We start from the raw sequence: 16,366 nt of genomic DNA on the forward strand, positions 1-16,366 counted from the left end.
TTAACTAAAGTAAACTACCATTCGTCTAAAGAAAACATCCCTTTAAGTGTTGTAAGTCATTAAAAAAAAGATACATAGCTATTTTTGGATCAAATAACTGTTAAAAATTTAATTATGAAAATACTAGCTATAGATGATCAAAAGCTAATATTAATCCCCCTAAAGAAGAGATTGTTAGAGTTAGGTTATGATGTAAAAACTGAAACGAATGCTTTTGAAGGTATGAAATTGTATGATTCATTTCAACCAGACTTAGTTATAGTAGACATGAATATGCCAACAATATCGGGTATGGAGGTTATAGATTATATAAGAAACTCTAAAAAACCGTCTACATCAGTAATTGTATTATCAGGAAATACAGATGATAAAATGATAACTAAAGGTTTTGATTTAGGAATTGATGATTACATGAAAAAGCCATTAAGCTTAAATGAAATTTGTGTTAGAGTGAAAAGGCTAATAGGGGCTCCTGAAAATATAGTAAGTATAGAAAAACAAAATAATCTTATCATTAAAGAAAGGTGTGTTGGGGTAGTAATACCTTGTTACAATGAGGAGAAAAGATTACTAAGTAAAGAGTTTACCAGTTTTATTGACGAGAATTCAGGGTATCACTTATGTTTTGTAAATGATGGAAGTACAGATAAAACTTTAGACGTGCTAAATAATTTGAGAAATGGAAGAGAAGATTTTATAACAATATACAATTGCGAAAAAAATGGAGGTAAAGCAGAGGCTGTTAGACAAGGAATGCTACACATGGCAAACTTTAAAGATTTAGATTATATAGGTTTTTTAGATGCAGACTTATCTACAGACTTGTTAGATTTTGATGACTTAGTTTCTACAATTGAAAAATCTAACTTTAAAATAGTTAGCGGATCAAGAATTACTAGAATGGGGGCTAATATAACAAAAGAATCTGCTAGAAAAATAATTAGTCTTACCATTAATTTTATTATAAGAAAAATATTATCAATGGATTTTAAAGATACACAATGTGGAGCTAAAATTTTTCATAGAGATGTAATTGATATCGCATTTAAAGAAAAGTTTATTACAAAATGGTTATTTGATGTAGAGATTTTTTTAAGAATTAAAAAGCATTTTAAAATTGAAAAAGCAAGAGAAATGATGTGTGAAAAACCTTTAAAAAGATGGATACATGCAGACGGGTCTAAGCTTTCTATGAAAGATTCTATAAAAATAATAGGTCAATTAGGTCAAATAGCATGGAATTACAGAGTAAAAAAAAAGAAAGACTCAACGCTAATTGGTAAAATGAAAATGGAAGAATTTTCAATAACCTTGAATAACTAAGCAAGTATAAATAAAAAGATTTAGCAAGTAACTATTAAAATATTAAGATATGATTAATGAAGCTACACAAACATTTAATTTATTAGCGCTTACAGGGCAGATTCAAAATTATGATTGGGGAGGTGATAATTATATCACAAAGTTGTTAAAAAGAAAAAACGACGGAAAAAAAATAGCAGAGTACTGGTTAGGAGCACACAGAAAAGCTCCATCTATAATAAAAACATCTGTTGGAAATCAAACTTTAGATAATTTTTTAAAAAGAAACTTAAAAAAATGTTTAGGTAAAAGAGTAGCAAGAAAATACGGAAGATTACCTTTTTTATTTAAAGTGTTAGATGTAAAAAAGACATTGTCAATTCAGGTTCATCCTTCAAAAAAAAATGCAGAAAAAGGATTTAAGGAAGAAAATATTTTAGGAATCCCATTAACAGCACCTTACAGAAACTATAAAGATGATAATCACAAGCCGGAAATTATGGTTGCTTTGAGTGAATTTTGGTTATTACACGGTTTCTTACCCAAAAGTAAATTAATAGCAAGATTAGAAGAAACACCAGAATTTAAAAAGTTAGTTAATATATTTAAAGAAGAAGGATATTTTGGATTATATAAAAATGTGATGGAAAAATCAAATGAAGAAGTATATGAAATATTAAAACCTTTAATAGATAGAATTACTCCATTATATAAGAACAAAAAATTAGATAAAAATAGTCCTGACTTTTGGGCAGCAAAAGTTGTTGATGAATCTACAAATAATAAAAAACTAGATAGAGGAATTTTTTCTATATACTTTTTTAACATAATGAAATTAAATAAAGGAGAAGCTGTTTTCCAAAAAGAGGGAGTACCCCATGCTTATTTAGAAGGTCAAAATATAGAATTAATGGCTAATTCAGATAATGTTTTAAGAGGAGGTTTAACAAAAAAACATGTAGATGTTGCTGAGCTATTGAAGAATATTGTTTTTGAAGAAACAAATCCAGAAGTTTTGTATGGTTGTTTGAAAAAAGATAATTTAGAAAGAGTGTATGAGACAGAAGCAAAAGATTTTGAATTGAGTAAAATTAATATTGCAGAAAGTCAAGTATACAAGGCAAAATCTAGATCAGTAGAAATTTTAATAGTCATTGATGGAGAGATAGAAATAGTAGAAACAAAATCTGTTTTAAATTTAAAAAAGGGACAATCAGCCCTCTTAAAAGCAGGAAGTATTTATAAAATAACTTCTAAAAAGAAAGCAACAATTTACAAGGCAAAAGTACCTTATTAAAATTAAAGTTTTTTCAATAAGCCTTTTTTCTTTTTTGAAGCTTTTAAAAGTCGGATAAGATTGTTCATTCCAATAACAACTAATATAGAAATACAAGCGGCTGTACCTAATGCGCCTCCATAACCATTAAAAAAAGTAGGACTAACCGTATAGATAAATCCAAAAACAATTCCTGCAAAAATAATTGAAGTATAGTTACGAGTAAGTTTACTAGAGGTCATACCAACAAAAGAAGCACCAAAAAATACCCAAGGAATTTGATTGGCTATATCTTCAGAAAATAACTCAGAAAAAAGAGAACATGTACTAGCAACAAAAAGAGTGAGTAGAGCAGAAGCTCTTACAGGACCCTGTTTGTATTTTGTACTTACTAAAAACGTTAAAAAAGCCCCAAGTATGCTTGTTAAATATATTGATATGGTGGTAAGCACTATGAAAGAATTAAAAGAAATAACGATGAAATAACTACACTACCAAAGGCAAGAGTACCCAGTTTACCACCAACTCCATTAAAAAGGTTTTTAGAGAGTATAAAAAAAATACCCGCTATGATACCTGCAATAATTATAAGGCTATAATCAATAGCAACGTTTTTTTGTGACATTCCTACAAAACAACCACAATACATAGCATTGGGAATATTTTGTAAAACCTTCGACTTTTTATTTAAATCAGGTAAAAAAGAAGCAACTGTACCAATAAGTGTTGCTGCAAAAACAGAATTTAATTTAGTGAAAAGATGTAAGTAACTTGTAAGTATAGCTCCAATTATAACAAAAATTATTACATAGAATGGCTCAAAATCTACTCTTTTAATTTTAAAAAACTTTATGTAACTATAAATTATAAGTGTAGTAATAAGTGTTGTTAACGATAGTATTGTAAAAGTATTTTTATGCTCAAACAATAATGCAGTAATAAATGCAAATTGAGTAAGAACTAAAAAAATGATAGAAAAAAAGTGAAAATATTTTTGTCTCAAACCAGAGTTATTCTGCAATTATAATATAATGGCAAATTTACGGTATAAACTATGATTTATCAATTAATTTCCTTGAATTCTAACCCAAAGATCTGTTAATAATTGTTTAGCTTTTTCACGATTTCTAGGTACTTCGTTTATAACTATTTTATTTTGCTTTTTTGTTATTTGAAAGCTAAAAGCAAACTGCTGAAAATTAGGAGCTACGCTTAATAACCCAAAGCGTAAATCATTTAAATAAATTAAACTATTCTTTTCTGAAATTGTATACCAACCTTTGGTAATTTTAATAAGTCGTTTTATTGAAACATTATTTTTATAATCGTCTAATAAATGATGATTTTTAGGGTAGGAATAAAATTCAATTGGTTTAGTATCAAAAAAAGAATAATAACCTATTAGATAAGCATCATCTGTTTCAACATTTGCAGACCATAAAATGGTGTTAAAAGGCGTAGGTTTGGTTTCTATTTCTTTATAAGAAATCCCTTGTTCTTTTAAAGCGTGTGAAAATTTAGTATAAGTGATTCCTTTGATAACAAGAGTAATTGCTATGTAAGAGCTACTAATAATTAGTCCTAAATTGTTATACTTTGTTCTTTTAGCTGTCCCTTTACGTTGGAACATTGCCATTAGTAGAAATACTAAGAAAGGTAATGTGTATAAAGGGTCAATAACAAATATATTTTTAAAAGCTAACCGCAAATCGAGTGGCCAAAAAAGTTGAGTTCCCCAAGTGGTATGTGCGTCTAGAATTGGATGTGTTATAAATCCCCAAAACATAAGTAGAGCCCATTCTTTAGTGGAGGCATTTTTTTCATATAAAGAGATAAGCCAACCAAAAATCCAGCCGAAAACAATTGCAAAAAATACAGAATGTGTAAAACCTCTGTGTATTTCTAGAGCAGTAACAGTGTCAAAAAGCTTACCAACATAAACATCTAAGTCTGGAATAGTACCAGCGATGGCACCATAAAGCATTGCTTTGTTTCCTACTTTTTTACCTAATACAGCTTCTCCAACAGCTGCCCCAAGAACAATTTGTGTGAGTGAATCCATTAGGCAAAAATACTTATAAAACGGTTAGTAAATAGTGTTATAATATTCGTTAATCCATTTTGTAGGATATTTATTGTATAAATCGTTAAGAAGTAACTTGTTTGCTTCGGAAGTTTTAAAATCTTTATAAAAACTACCAAGAACCCAAACTATTTCTCTAGATAACTCTCTTTTATGACACTCTAAAAGAACTTGCTTCGATTTTATTGAAGAGTCTGTTAATAGTAATACTAAAGCTCCCGCTGTTTCAAAATTGAACTCATTAAAGAAAGGCGTTATTTTTTGAGCTCTTTTTAAGAGTATTTCATTCTCTAAAAAAAGAGATGCTTTTAGTTTTTTTCGTAAACTAGGATAGCTAGTATATGAGTTCACCTTGATAACAAATTTTAAGTTTTCTAAAAACTCGCTATACTTTGTATTGTACAGGTTTTCTATATCATTTAGTGAGTTCACTCCAAAGAGTAAATATACCGTACTAGGTCTTAAAATATTAATATTATATCCCTCACCAAGAGACGATAGTGTTTTTTCAATTCCTTTTAAGAAAAGGGGGTAATTGTTTTCTTTTACTTTTGTAATAATACCTAATCTAGAGGCGTGAAAATAAGCATCAATAATTTTTTGCTTGTCTATTCCTTTTAAAGCTTTTGTTAGTGTTGCATTAATATCATAATGACGATACGGATAAAATTGACCTTGAAATTTATGGAGTAAAGCTTCGTTTTCGCTTTCAATAAAAAGATCAATAATTTTACTTGTGGTAAGTTTACCTAAAGATTGATATTTTTTTTCTTGTAACTGTATTATTATCTCTCTTTCCATTTATGAGATGTGTTTTATTAATTGTTGATGTTTTTAATGAAAAACTATGGCTGCTTTGTTGTGAATGCTATGTTTTGAAGCTTTGAACAATTCACACCAAACTAGTTTTTCTTTCCAAAAATCTTCTTCTGCGTTTATTGATTTATTTACAGCTTCAATATTTACAATAGTATCGTCTTCATCTAGTTGAATATTAAGCTTATTTGCTATAAATTTTAATTCCTTAAATAGAGTGTATGACGAACCAATCATTGCACCATCAATAGGAATTTCATCATTATCAAAAACAATATCGATAAAATCTACAGGAACATAAAAACCTGTACAATCTGAATGACATATAAGATGACAAGTAAGGTCTGATGCATGATCATCTATAATAGAATCTTCACTAGGCTTACTGTTAGGGCTAAATGGAATAGGAGTCCAATCTTCATATTCGGCACAATAAGCATAAAAACGCCTTAAGTGATGAATAAAATCGTAAGAAAACCCACCAAGTTCTAAAGAACCTCCTTCTAATTCAGCTGGTTCTTCGTAAGGTGTAAGCCCATTTAATTCTAATAGTTTGTTAATGTTTTTAAATACCAAAGAATAATGTTCAAAAGCTTCTTCATCCATTTCTTTAAAGCTAGCAAGTGCTCCGCTAGTAATGTATAGTCCCATTTTTTTTGAGTTTAGTTTAATTACTTGTAAAAGTATAAACAAGTGTAAGTAGAAAGGAATCTGTTTTATAAGCGTAGTTAACCGTTATAAATTTGAAGTTTTTAAGCTAAATAGAAGCTGTAACTAAAACAAGGAGCTTATTTTAAAAACTCCTTGTTTAGGCTATAAATTTTAACCTTAAAGTTGTTCAAAAGGAGTTACTTTTAAAATTTCAATTCTTTTATTTCCTTTTTTAAAAGGCCAGTCAATAATATCACCTTCTTTATAGCCAACAGTGGCTAAAGCCATATCTGAAAGGATTGAAAACTTTCTTTTTTGAAGCTTAGTCTTGTTTGTAGAAACGAAAATATATTCTTTTTCTTGTTGGTCTGAATGATCTAAAATCATAACCCTTCTGTTTACGGTAACTACATCATTAGGAAGCTCTCTTCGTCTTACTTGTTTTGCGCCTTTTAATTCAGCTAGTAAGCGGTTTTCTTCTTCAATGGTTACTTTTTTTCTTCTAACGTGGTCTTTTATAAGATCGTATATACCTGTGGTTACTATAATATTTTTTGTCATTATTTTATAATTATTGATGAATAGAAATAAACCATCGCTAGGTATTAAAAACACCTAGGATTTAGTTTAAAATTAATTAAAACTAAAGTTGTCCCTACCTTTAAAATGGGTAGGGCTTAAATAATAAACTCTTTAGAATTTTTTAAAAATATATCATCAAGCAGGTAGCGCAAAGAAGCAATTAGCTTTTGCGCAAAGTTTTTTTGAAATGTAAATATTGCAGTCATGTATCATTTACACTTAGTGGATACAAATTTACTGCTTATTTATTGAATTAAAAAGTGGTATTTACTCCCTAATTTTCTTTGTTTTTACAGAGAATGTGAGGTTGTTTAAAAAGAGATGATTTTATAAAACTGAAAACAGCTGTCTTTTTAATTAAAGGAAAATAAATTTTACTTTCCGATACAGAAATTTCCAAAAATGTGTCCTAAAATATCTTTATCTACATCGTATTCACCTGTAATATTTCCTAAATGACGTAAGCATTCTCGAATATCTATAGCAAATAAATCAGAAGAAATATCTAATTCAATACCATTTTTAACAGAATTGATACTTTCCAAAGCTAAAGTTAATGCTTCAAAATGACGAGAGTTAGTAACAATTGTTTCATTATTACTCAAAGCTCCAGTATTGACTAATGAAATAAGTTCTTGTTTTAACTCGTCAACTCCAATATTTTGTTTTGCAGAAAGTAAAATTAAGTTTTCAATCTCAGATTGTAGAATAGAGGAGTCATGGCATGACAAGGTGTCTATTTTATTGGCGATTACCAATAAACGTTTGTTAGGAAAACGTTGCTTTATAGTCTCAATTTCCTCTAAGAATAAGTCTTTAGAATGTATATACTTATTGGAGTCAATTAAAAATATAATTAATTGTGCGTTTTCTGCTTTTTCATATGCTTTTTTGATACCGATGTTTTCAACAACATCTTCAGTTTCTCTAATTCCAGCGGTATCGATAAAACGAAAAACAACACCATCAATAATTAATTCATCTTCAATAGCATCACGAGTTGTACCAGCAATATCAGATACGATAGCCTTTTCTTCATTAAGCAAAGCATTTAATAGAGTAGACTTTCCAACATTTGGTTCACCAATAATAGCTACAGGTATTCCATTTTTCATAGCATTCCCAAAGGCAAAAGAATCTATTAAACGTTTTAAAACTTCCGATATTTTAGCTACTAATTCTTTAAACTTGGTTCTATCAGCAAACTCTACGTCTTCACCAGAAAAATCGAGTTCTAACTCAATTAAAGCTGCAAAATCAAGTAGTTGTCCTCTTAATTCTTTTAGTTCATTGGTAATTCCTCCACGCATTTGCTGAATTGCCATTTGATGAGAAGCAGCAGAGTTTGAAGCAATCACATCAGCCACAGCTTCCGCTTGCGATAAATCCATTTTACCATTTAAAAAGGCACGCATTGTAAACTCACCGTTATCAGCCATTCTACAACCATTTTGTAAGAAAAGTTGAATGATTTCTTGTTGGATAAAACTAGAACCATGACACGAAATTTCTACTACATCTTCACCTGTATATGAGTGCGGATTTTTAAAAATAGATACTAAAACTTGATCAATAACAACTCCATTATTCACAATATGACCTAAATGTAAGGTATGAGATTTTTGATTTAATAATGATTTATTTTTCTTTACAGAAGAGAAAAATGAATCCACAATTTTTATAGAATTTTCTCCAGAAAGTCTAATAATAGCAATAGCACCAACCCCTGCTGGTGTTGCTAAAGCAATAATTGTATCGTTTTGTATCATATCGCAAAATTACCTAATTTAGTAAGAAGTATTATAAAATATCAACAACATATTTTTACTAAACAAGTATGGGGAAAAACCCCTTTTTTAACTTTTCATTTTTTAAACCTGAAAATAAATGCTACTTTTGGTATAACTGTTTTTTTAGAACTTAAAAAACGTTAATCCCTCAAAAATAATACTATTCCATTTAGTATTGGCTTCCTCGAAAAATCTTATTGTACATTCTTTATGTGTTATACTTATATAATACTCTGAAATGCGTACCTCTTAATTACCCTGCCCCCAAAATTACAGTTACCCCCACTTTTAAAGTTAGATATACAACTTTTATTGCTTGTATATGTAGTATAATAATTATAAAAACAAATAATATGAGAAAAAATATTATTCAAAAACTACTGTATTTATTCTTTTTAGGTAGCGGTTTAAGTCTTTGTTCACAAAATTTAACAGAGTTATCGGTAGTTTCCTATAGTGATAAACCAGATTATGAAAGAGTGCATGTGCATAAACTAAAGATTAGCAATAATAGCATAGTAGAAAAAGAATATCGTTTTTCCATAAACAATGTACCGTGCAAAAATCAAGAAAAAATAGAAACGATATTAGAGTATTCATTATTAGATGAAAAAAAGAAACCTCTTATAAAAGCATTAAAAGTACTATCTAAAAGAAGTAAAATACTTTATTTAAAAATAACTAAACCATACAATATCAAATTAGGAAGTTGGAATTGTATAGAACTCCTGGTAAATGACCTTCAAGAGCAAGTGTCATTACAGAAAAAAGCTCCCTCTAGCAAGATTAATATAAAAACATATATACCAAATCAGAGTAATGACAATTAGACGATTAGCATAAGATTGTTGTTATTAGAAAAACTTAGAGGACATGAAAAAAATTACTAGTTTTACTTTATTTTTTATAGTGGTTTTTCTCGTTGCTGGCGGAAAATTAGAAGCCCAAATAAAAAAAGGATTCCAACCTAGATTTTCAGAAGCAGTTAAAGGAAATGTAACATTAATAGCAAATAATGTTTTATCAAGAAATAAAACAACGAGCTATATAGGAAGCGACGGAAACCATGACTTTAGTAATAACGTTTTTGTTGATATAGATAGTGATGCAAGTACATTCAATTCAAGTAGCGCAAACTTATCTAACCCAGAGCCAACAGTTAGTTGTTTAAGTATAAAGAAAGCATATTTATACTGGGCAGCAGCTGATAAAGAGGAAGACAATTCTTCAGATGAACCCAATTGGGATTATAATAAAGTAAAATTGCAATTACCAGGAAGTTTAGGTTATACAACTATAACTGCTGATGATGTTATTTATAGAGGAAGAGACGAGATAGGTCACTTTGTTAATGATCCATACATTTGTTTTAAGGATATCACAAGTGAAGTAAAAGCTTTGGCAACACCCTATGGAACTTATCAAGTAGCTAATGTTAGGGCAAAGGAAGGAAGTTTGACTTCACATGGTGGAGGAAATACAGGAACTTCTGGAGGTTGGCAAATAGTATTTGTATATGAAAGCCCTACTTTACCAGCAAAAAATATATCGCTTTTTGATGGTTACGCACATGTTACAAGTAGTGTTAATAATTTTGAAATTGGATTTAGTGGTTTTCAAACAGTACCAACAGGAGATGTAGATGTAGATGTAGTAATAGGTGCCTTAGAAGGAGATAGAGATTTATCAGGAGACAGGTTGCAAATAAAAAATACTAGTAACAATTGGGTAGATTTATCATATAGTTTAAGGAGTTCAAGTAATTTTTTTAATAGTAGAATAGCTAAAAATGGAAGTAACTTTATAGATAGAAATCCAGCTAGTACTAATACTTTAGGATTTGATGCAGATGTATTTGCTCTTAGTAATCCAGGAAATAGTATAATAGCTAACAATCAAACTTCTGCGACAATAAGATTAACATCAAACCAAGAAACATACGGACTCTTTTTAATAGGATTGTCTGTAGATGTTTGGAAACCAGATTTAGCGCCATTAATATTATCAAGCTCAACAAATACTAGTAGTGTAGAAGACACTGTTAGTTTTTCAGTCAATATAGAAAACAATGGTAATGACAATGTAAAAGACTTAACAATAGAAACAACAATACCTCAAGAAGTAGATTTAATAGAACCAATAATAGGGTTACCTTTTGGGGTTACTTATAGCTATAATACAACAACTAGATTATTAACCTTTGATGCTATTGATGGAATTACAGATGTTGGAGGTACACCATATAGTTTAAGTTTTCAGGTGAAAGTAAAAGAACAGTGTTATTTTCTAGAAGAAATGTGTTCCGATAAATTTCAAATGCAATTAATAGCAACTTATGCAGGAGAAGAAAATAATAGTACACAAACAACTTTAAGTTCTAAATCAGTTGATTCTTGTGGTATAGGAGATAATTTACCTAATGAGATAAGTATTAACCAACCTGACGAGGCTAATTGGACAACTACAGTCGATTCATTAGATAGAACAGTGTCTTGTGAAGATAGTGCTGCCCTAGCTACGGCGCAATTACTTACCCCAGAAGCAAGTTGTGATTTAACAATAACCAAAATACCTGGAAGTTTTGAGGCTTCAACAACTAACTGTCCTGTTATAGGAACATATACTAATATTTGGACATTTACAGATAGTTGTGGAAGAACAAGTGGACAATTTACCCAAACCATTACGGTAACTGATACTTCAGCACCCGTTTTATCAGCAACACCAGCCGATGTAAGTGTCGACTGTGAAGCCATCCCATCAGTACCAACCATCACAGCAACCGATAATTGCGATAGCGTAGTAGACGTAGTCTTTACCGAAGTAAGCAATACAGTAGTAGACGGTTGTGGAGAGATTGTACGTCAATGGGAATCAACCGACAACTGTGGTAACACCGTAAGTCATACCCAAACCATTACGGTAACTGATACTTCAGCACCCGTATTATCAGCAACACCAGCCGATGTAAGTGTCGATTGTGAAGCTATACCAGCAGTACCAACCATTACCGCAACCGATAATTGTGATAGTGTAGTAGATGTAATCTTTACCGAAGTAAGCAATACAGTAGTAGACGGCTGTGGAGAAATCGTACGTCAATGGGAATCAACCGACAATTGTGGCAACACGGTAAGTCATACACAAACCATCACGGTAACCGATACTACAGCACCCGTATTATCAGCAACACCAGCCGATGTAAGTGTCGACTGTGAAGCCATCCCATCAGTACCAACCATCACAGCAACCGATAACTGTGATAGCGTAGTTGACGTAGTATTCACTGAAGTAAGCAATACGGTAGTAGACGGCTGTGGAGAAATTGTACGTCAATGGGAATCAACCGATAACTGTGGCAACACCGTAAGTCATACCCAAACCATTACAGTAACCGATACCACTGCACCCGTATTATCAGCAACACCAGCCGATGTAAGTGTCGACTGTGAAGCCATCCCATCAGTACCAACCATCACAGCAACCGATAATTGCGATAGCGTAGTAGACGTAGTCTTTACCGAAGTAAACAATACAGTAGTAGACGGCTGTGGAGAGATTGTACGTCAATGGGAATCAACCGACAACTGTGGTAACACCGTAAGTCATACCCAAACCATTACAGTAACCGATACCACTGAACCCGTATTATCAGCAACACCAGCCGATGTAAGTGTCGACTGTGAAGCTATCCCATCAGTACCAACCATCACAGCAACCGATAACTGTGATAGCGTAGTTGACGTAGTATTCACTGAAGTAAGCAATACGGTAGTAGACGGTTGTGGAGAAATTGTACGCCAATGGGAATCAACCGATAACTGTGGTAACACGGTAAGCCATACCCAAACCATTACAGTAACCGATACCACTGCGCCCGTATTATCAGCAACACCAGCTGATGTAAGTGTCGACTGTGAAGCCATCCCAGCAGTACCAACCATCACAGCAACCGATAATTGTGATAGCGTAGTAGATGTAGTATTCACTGAAGTAAGCAATACAGTAGTAGACGGTTGTGGAGAAATTGTACGCCAATGGGAATCAACCGATAACTGTGGTAACACGGTAAGCCATACCCAAACCATTACAGTAACCGATACCACTGCGCCCGTATTATCAGCAACACCAGCTGATGTAAGTGTCGACTGTGAAGCCATCCCAGCAGTACCAACCATCACAGCAACCGATAATTGTGATAGCGTAGTAGATGTAGTATTCACTGAAGTAAGCAATACAGTAGTAGACGGTTGTGGAGAGATTGTACGCCAATGGGAATCAACCGACAACTGTGGTAACACCGTAAGTCATATCCAAAGCATCACAGTAACCGATACCACTTCACCCGTATTATCAGCAACACCAGCCGATGTAAGTGTCGACTGTGAAGCCATCCCAGCAGTACCAACCATCACAGCAACCGATAATTGTGATAGCGTAGTAGATGTAGTATTCACTGAAGTAAGCAATACAGTAGTAGACGGTTGTGGAGAGATTGTACGCCAATGGGAATCAACCGACAACTGTGGTAACACGGTAAGTCATACCCAAACCATTACAGTAACCGATACCACTGCGCCTGTATTATCAGCAGAACCAGCTGATGTAAGTGTCGACTGTGAAGCCATCCCATCAGTACCAACCATCACAGCAACCGATAATTGCGATAGCGTAGTAGATGTAGTCTTTACTGAAGTAAGCAATACTGTAGTAGACGGCTGTGGAGAGATTGTACGCCAATGGGAATCAACCGACAACTGTGGTAACACGGTAAGTCATACCCAAACCATTACAGTAACCGATACCACTGCGCCTGTATTATCAGCAGAACCAGCTGATGTAAGTGTCGACTGTGAAGCCATCCCATCAGTACCAACCATCACAGCAACCGATAATTGCGATAGCGTAGTAGATGTAGTCTTTACTGAAGTAAGCAATACCGTAGTAGACGGCTGTGGAGAGATTGTACGCCAATGGGAATCAACCGACAACTGTGGCAACACGGTAAGTCATACACAAACCATTACAGTAACCGATACTACAGCACCCGTATTATCAGCAACACCAGCCGATGTAAGTGTCGACTGTGAAGCTATACCAGCAGTACCAACCATCACTGCAACCGATAATTGTGATAGTGTAGTAGATGTAATCTTTACTGAAGTAAGCAATACAGTAGTAGACGGCTGTGGAGAAATTGTACGTCAATGGGAATCAACCGATAACTGTGGTAGCACGGTAAGTCATACGCAAACCATTACGGTAACTGATACTACTACCCCAGATTTTACAGTACCAGTAGATATTACAATTTATAAAGATGATAATTGTACTTATGATGCTAGTATTGGAATCACTGGCGATGTTACCAATGAATCTGATAATTGTGATACAACTTTAGATGCTAGTTATAGTGATGTAGAATCGGCAGGAACCTGTGAAGGAGAAGTAATAGTTACTCGTACATGGAGTCTTACTGATAACTGCGGGAATACAACTGAAAAAGTTCAAACAATAACAGTTAAAGACAATACTGCACCAATTATAGACGAAACAAACAAAAATAATATAGACATAGAATGTGGAGTAGGAGATACAGAAACTACGTTACAAGATTGGTTGAATAGTAATGCAGGAGCTACAGCAACCGATAACTGTAGTACTGTAACATGGACCAATAATTATGGGAATGATACCTCTGTAAAATGTGATGGAAGTTATATCACAGTAATATTTACAGCTACAGATGCTTGTGGTAACTTTAGCACTACAACAGCAGGATACTTAATTAAAGATGAAACACCACCAACAATAACTCAGCAGCCATCCGATAAAACAGTAGAGTGTGATGGATCAGGAAATACAACAGAGTTAAATGCTTGGTTAACTAGCAATGGAGGAGCAACAGCGACAGATGACTGTAGTATTGTAACATGGAGTAATAATTATACAGATTTAACATACACCTGTAGTTTTACAGGAGAAGTAGAGGTAATCTTTACTGCAAAAGATGCCTGTGGAAATACTATTAATACAACTCCTGCTAAGTTCATTATAGAAGACACAGTAGCACCAGAATTTGTAGAGACTTTACCAGCAGCAGAAATCACTGTAAGTTGTGATAATATTCCAGTGATGGAAACCTTAACAGCAACCGATAACTGTGATGCTTCTGTAACAGTAATTCCAAGCGAAGTAACCAGTGGCGATGATGATGCCTGTGGATCAGAATATTTGATTACAAGAAAATGGACCGTATCAGATTGTTCAGGAAACACAACAACACATATCCAAGTAATCACAGTAAAAGACACAGTAGCACCAGAATTTGTAGAGACTTTACCAGCGGCAGAAATCGCTGTAAGTTGTGATAACATTCCAGTAATGGAAACCTTAACAGCAACCGATAATTGTGATGCTTCTGTAACTGTGAATTACTCAGAAGAATTTTCAGGACAAGACGATATATGTGCATCAGAATATACGATTACAAGAACTTGGGCAGTTCAAGATTGTGCAGGTAATAGTACATCACACACTCAAGTAGTAACAGTTGAAGATACTACGGCTCCAGAGTTTGTAGAGGAATTACCAGCAGATGCAATAGTAAGTTGTGATACAATTCCAACTGCAGTAATTTTAACAGCAACCGATAATTGTGATGCTTCTGTAACTGTGAATTACTCAGAAGAATTTTCAGGACAAGATGATGCATGTGCATCAGAATATACAGTTACAAGAACATGGACAGTAGAAGATTGTGCGGGTAATGAAACTTCGCATACTCAAGTAGTAACTGTTGAAGATACACAAGCACCCGAATTTGTAGAGGAATTACCAGCAGATGTAACAGTAAGTTGTGATACAATTCCAACTGCAGTAATTTTAACAGCAACCGATAATTGTGATGCTTCTGTAACTGTGAATTACTCAGAAGAATTTTCAGGACAAGACAATATATGTGCATCAGAGTATACAGTTACAAGAACATGGGCAGTAGAAGATTGTGCGGGTAATGAAGCTTCTCATACTCAAGTAATAACTATTGAAGATAATGAAGTACCACAATTGGTATCAACATTAGAAGACATTATAGTAGAATGTGATACTGTTCCTGATGTTCCAACTTTAGAATTTACAGACAATTGTTCTTCAAATGTAACACAAACTAACTTTGAGGAAACAAGTACGTTTGATGGAAGTGATAGCGATTATACAATTACAAGAACATGGACAGTTACAGATGACTGTGGAAATGTAGCAGACTTTATACAGTATATTACAGTAACTGTAAAAACATCTGTAACAGAAATAGTGGATTCAAGGTGTATTGACGATGGCGAAATTAACTTAAATGATTATTTGGCAAATCAAAGTGAAAACGGAACTTGGGAAGTGACTCAAGGAAGCGTTACAATATCTAATGATGGAAGTTTTGATCCGTCAGGAGTAAATTTAGGAGATTATGTGTTTACATATACATCATCAAATAGTAGTTGTTTAACAGTAACAGAAGTTACGATTAATATAAACGATGACTGTTTAGTATTACCATGTGGGCAAGAAGATGTGGTAATTTCAAAAGCAGTAACTCCTAATGGAGATTCATGGAATGAGTTTTTCGAAGTTACAGGAGCTGAATCCTGTGGATTTATAGCCAATGTAAAAATATTTAACCGTTGGGGGGCTAGAGTTTTTGAATCTAAAAATTATGCAAATAATTGGAACGGAACTTCAGATGGAGCAACGTTTGGATCAGCAGAAAGATTACCGGCTGGTACATATTACTACATTGTAATATTAGAAAATAGTGGGTTAAAACCATTTACAGGAGCAATTTACTTAGGAACTAAATAATATTATAGC

The 16,366-nt window shown here is 32.9% G+C and carries 11 protein-coding genes; 4 read left to right on the plus strand and 7 right to left on the minus strand.

Annotated elements, in window-relative coordinates:
- The first annotated feature begins 114 nt into the window (after nucleotides 1-114).
- Complete coding sequence (locus D6200_RS02505; RefSeq protein ID WP_073183557.1) at nucleotides 115-1,323, plus strand: response regulator; 1,209 nt, start codon at nucleotides 115-117, stop codon at nucleotides 1,321-1,323.
- Between the two features lie 49 nt (nucleotides 1,324-1,372).
- Nucleotides 1,373-2,599 carry a mannose-6-phosphate isomerase, class I gene (gene manA, locus D6200_RS02510; protein ID WP_047788955.1) on the plus strand — a complete coding sequence of 409 codons (1,227 nt, stop codon included), beginning with the start codon at nucleotides 1,373-1,375 and terminating at the stop codon, nucleotides 2,597-2,599.
- A 2-nt stretch (nucleotides 2,600-2,601) separates the two neighbouring features.
- Here the strand turns inward: manA and D6200_RS02515 are convergent, their stop codons facing one another.
- The 7 genes from D6200_RS02515 to mnmE form a co-directional block, all read right to left on the minus strand.
- Nucleotides 2,602-3,030: a hypothetical protein gene (locus tag D6200_RS02515; protein ID WP_047788954.1), complete on the minus strand. Its 429-nt coding sequence runs from the start codon at nucleotides 3,028-3,030 to the stop codon at nucleotides 2,602-2,604.
- On the minus strand, nucleotides 3,030-3,581 hold the full coding sequence (locus D6200_RS02520; RefSeq protein WP_047789155.1) for a hypothetical protein: 552 nt from the start codon (nucleotides 3,579-3,581) through the stop codon (nucleotides 3,030-3,032). The genes D6200_RS02515 and D6200_RS02520 overlap by 1 nt, the downstream gene beginning before the upstream one ends.
- 63 nt (nucleotides 3,582-3,644) lie before the next feature.
- Complete coding sequence (locus D6200_RS02525; RefSeq protein ID WP_073183555.1) at nucleotides 3,645-4,640, minus strand: metal-dependent hydrolase; 996 nt, start codon at nucleotides 4,638-4,640, stop codon at nucleotides 3,645-3,647.
- Between the two features lie 24 nt (nucleotides 4,641-4,664).
- Nucleotides 4,665-5,462 (minus strand): hypothetical protein, encoded by a 798-nt coding sequence (locus tag D6200_RS02530; protein WP_073183553.1) that lies wholly within the window; start codon nucleotides 5,460-5,462, stop codon nucleotides 4,665-4,667.
- A 33-nt stretch (nucleotides 5,463-5,495) separates the two neighbouring features.
- Entirely contained in the window at nucleotides 5,496-6,128 is a 633-nt protein-coding gene (locus D6200_RS02535; protein ID WP_073183551.1) for a hypothetical protein, read from the minus strand.
- A 177-nt stretch (nucleotides 6,129-6,305) separates the two neighbouring features.
- Nucleotides 6,306-6,689 (minus strand): GreA/GreB family elongation factor, encoded by a 384-nt coding sequence (locus tag D6200_RS02540; protein ID WP_073183549.1) that lies wholly within the window; start codon nucleotides 6,687-6,689, stop codon nucleotides 6,306-6,308.
- Between the two features lie 395 nt (nucleotides 6,690-7,084).
- Entirely contained in the window at nucleotides 7,085-8,479 is a 1,395-nt protein-coding gene (gene mnmE, locus D6200_RS02545) for a tRNA uridine-5-carboxymethylaminomethyl(34) synthesis GTPase MnmE (RefSeq protein ID WP_073183546.1), read from the minus strand.
- A gap of 374 nt (nucleotides 8,480-8,853) precedes the next feature.
- Between mnmE and D6200_RS02550 the strand changes: the two genes are divergently transcribed.
- Nucleotides 8,854-9,330: a hypothetical protein gene (locus D6200_RS02550; protein WP_073183544.1), complete on the plus strand. Its 477-nt coding sequence runs from the start codon at nucleotides 8,854-8,856 to the stop codon at nucleotides 9,328-9,330.
- A 43-nt stretch (nucleotides 9,331-9,373) separates the two neighbouring features.
- Nucleotides 9,374-16,357 (plus strand): HYR-like domain-containing protein, encoded by a 6,984-nt coding sequence (locus tag D6200_RS02555; protein WP_073183542.1) that lies wholly within the window; start codon nucleotides 9,374-9,376, stop codon nucleotides 16,355-16,357.
- The last annotated feature ends 9 nt before the right edge of the window (nucleotides 16,358-16,366 follow it).

Source organism: Tenacibaculum mesophilum, assembly GCF_003867075.1.
Classification (GTDB): Bacteria; Bacteroidota; Bacteroidia; order Flavobacteriales; family Flavobacteriaceae; genus Polaribacter; species Polaribacter mesophilus.

Bases quoted from the DNA above. Each gene is read 5' to 3' on its own strand.
- D6200_RS02540 (WP_073183549.1), bottom strand. From the start codon at position 6,689: ATGACAAAAAATATTATAGTAACCACAGGTATATACGATCTTATAAAA.
- D6200_RS02550 (WP_073183544.1), top strand. From the start codon at position 8,854: ATGAGAAAAAATATTATTCAAAAACTACTGTATTTATTCTTTTTAGGT.
- D6200_RS02535 (WP_073183551.1), bottom strand. From the start codon at position 6,128: ATGGGACTATACATTACTAGCGGAGCACTTGCTAGCTTTAAAGAAATG.
- D6200_RS02555 (WP_073183542.1), top strand. From the start codon at position 9,374: ATGAAAAAAATTACTAGTTTTACTTTATTTTTTATAGTGGTTTTTCTC.
- D6200_RS02530 (WP_073183553.1), bottom strand. From the start codon at position 5,462: ATGGAAAGAGAGATAATAATACAGTTACAAGAAAAAAAATATCAATCT.
- D6200_RS02505 (WP_073183557.1), top strand. From the start codon at position 115: ATGAAAATACTAGCTATAGATGATCAAAAGCTAATATTAATCCCCCTA.
- manA (WP_047788955.1), top strand. From the start codon at position 1,373: ATGATTAATGAAGCTACACAAACATTTAATTTATTAGCGCTTACAGGG.
- D6200_RS02525 (WP_073183555.1), bottom strand. From the start codon at position 4,640: ATGGATTCACTCACACAAATTGTTCTTGGGGCAGCTGTTGGAGAAGCT.
- mnmE (WP_073183546.1), bottom strand. From the start codon at position 8,479: ATGATACAAAACGATACAATTATTGCTTTAGCAACACCAGCAGGGGTT.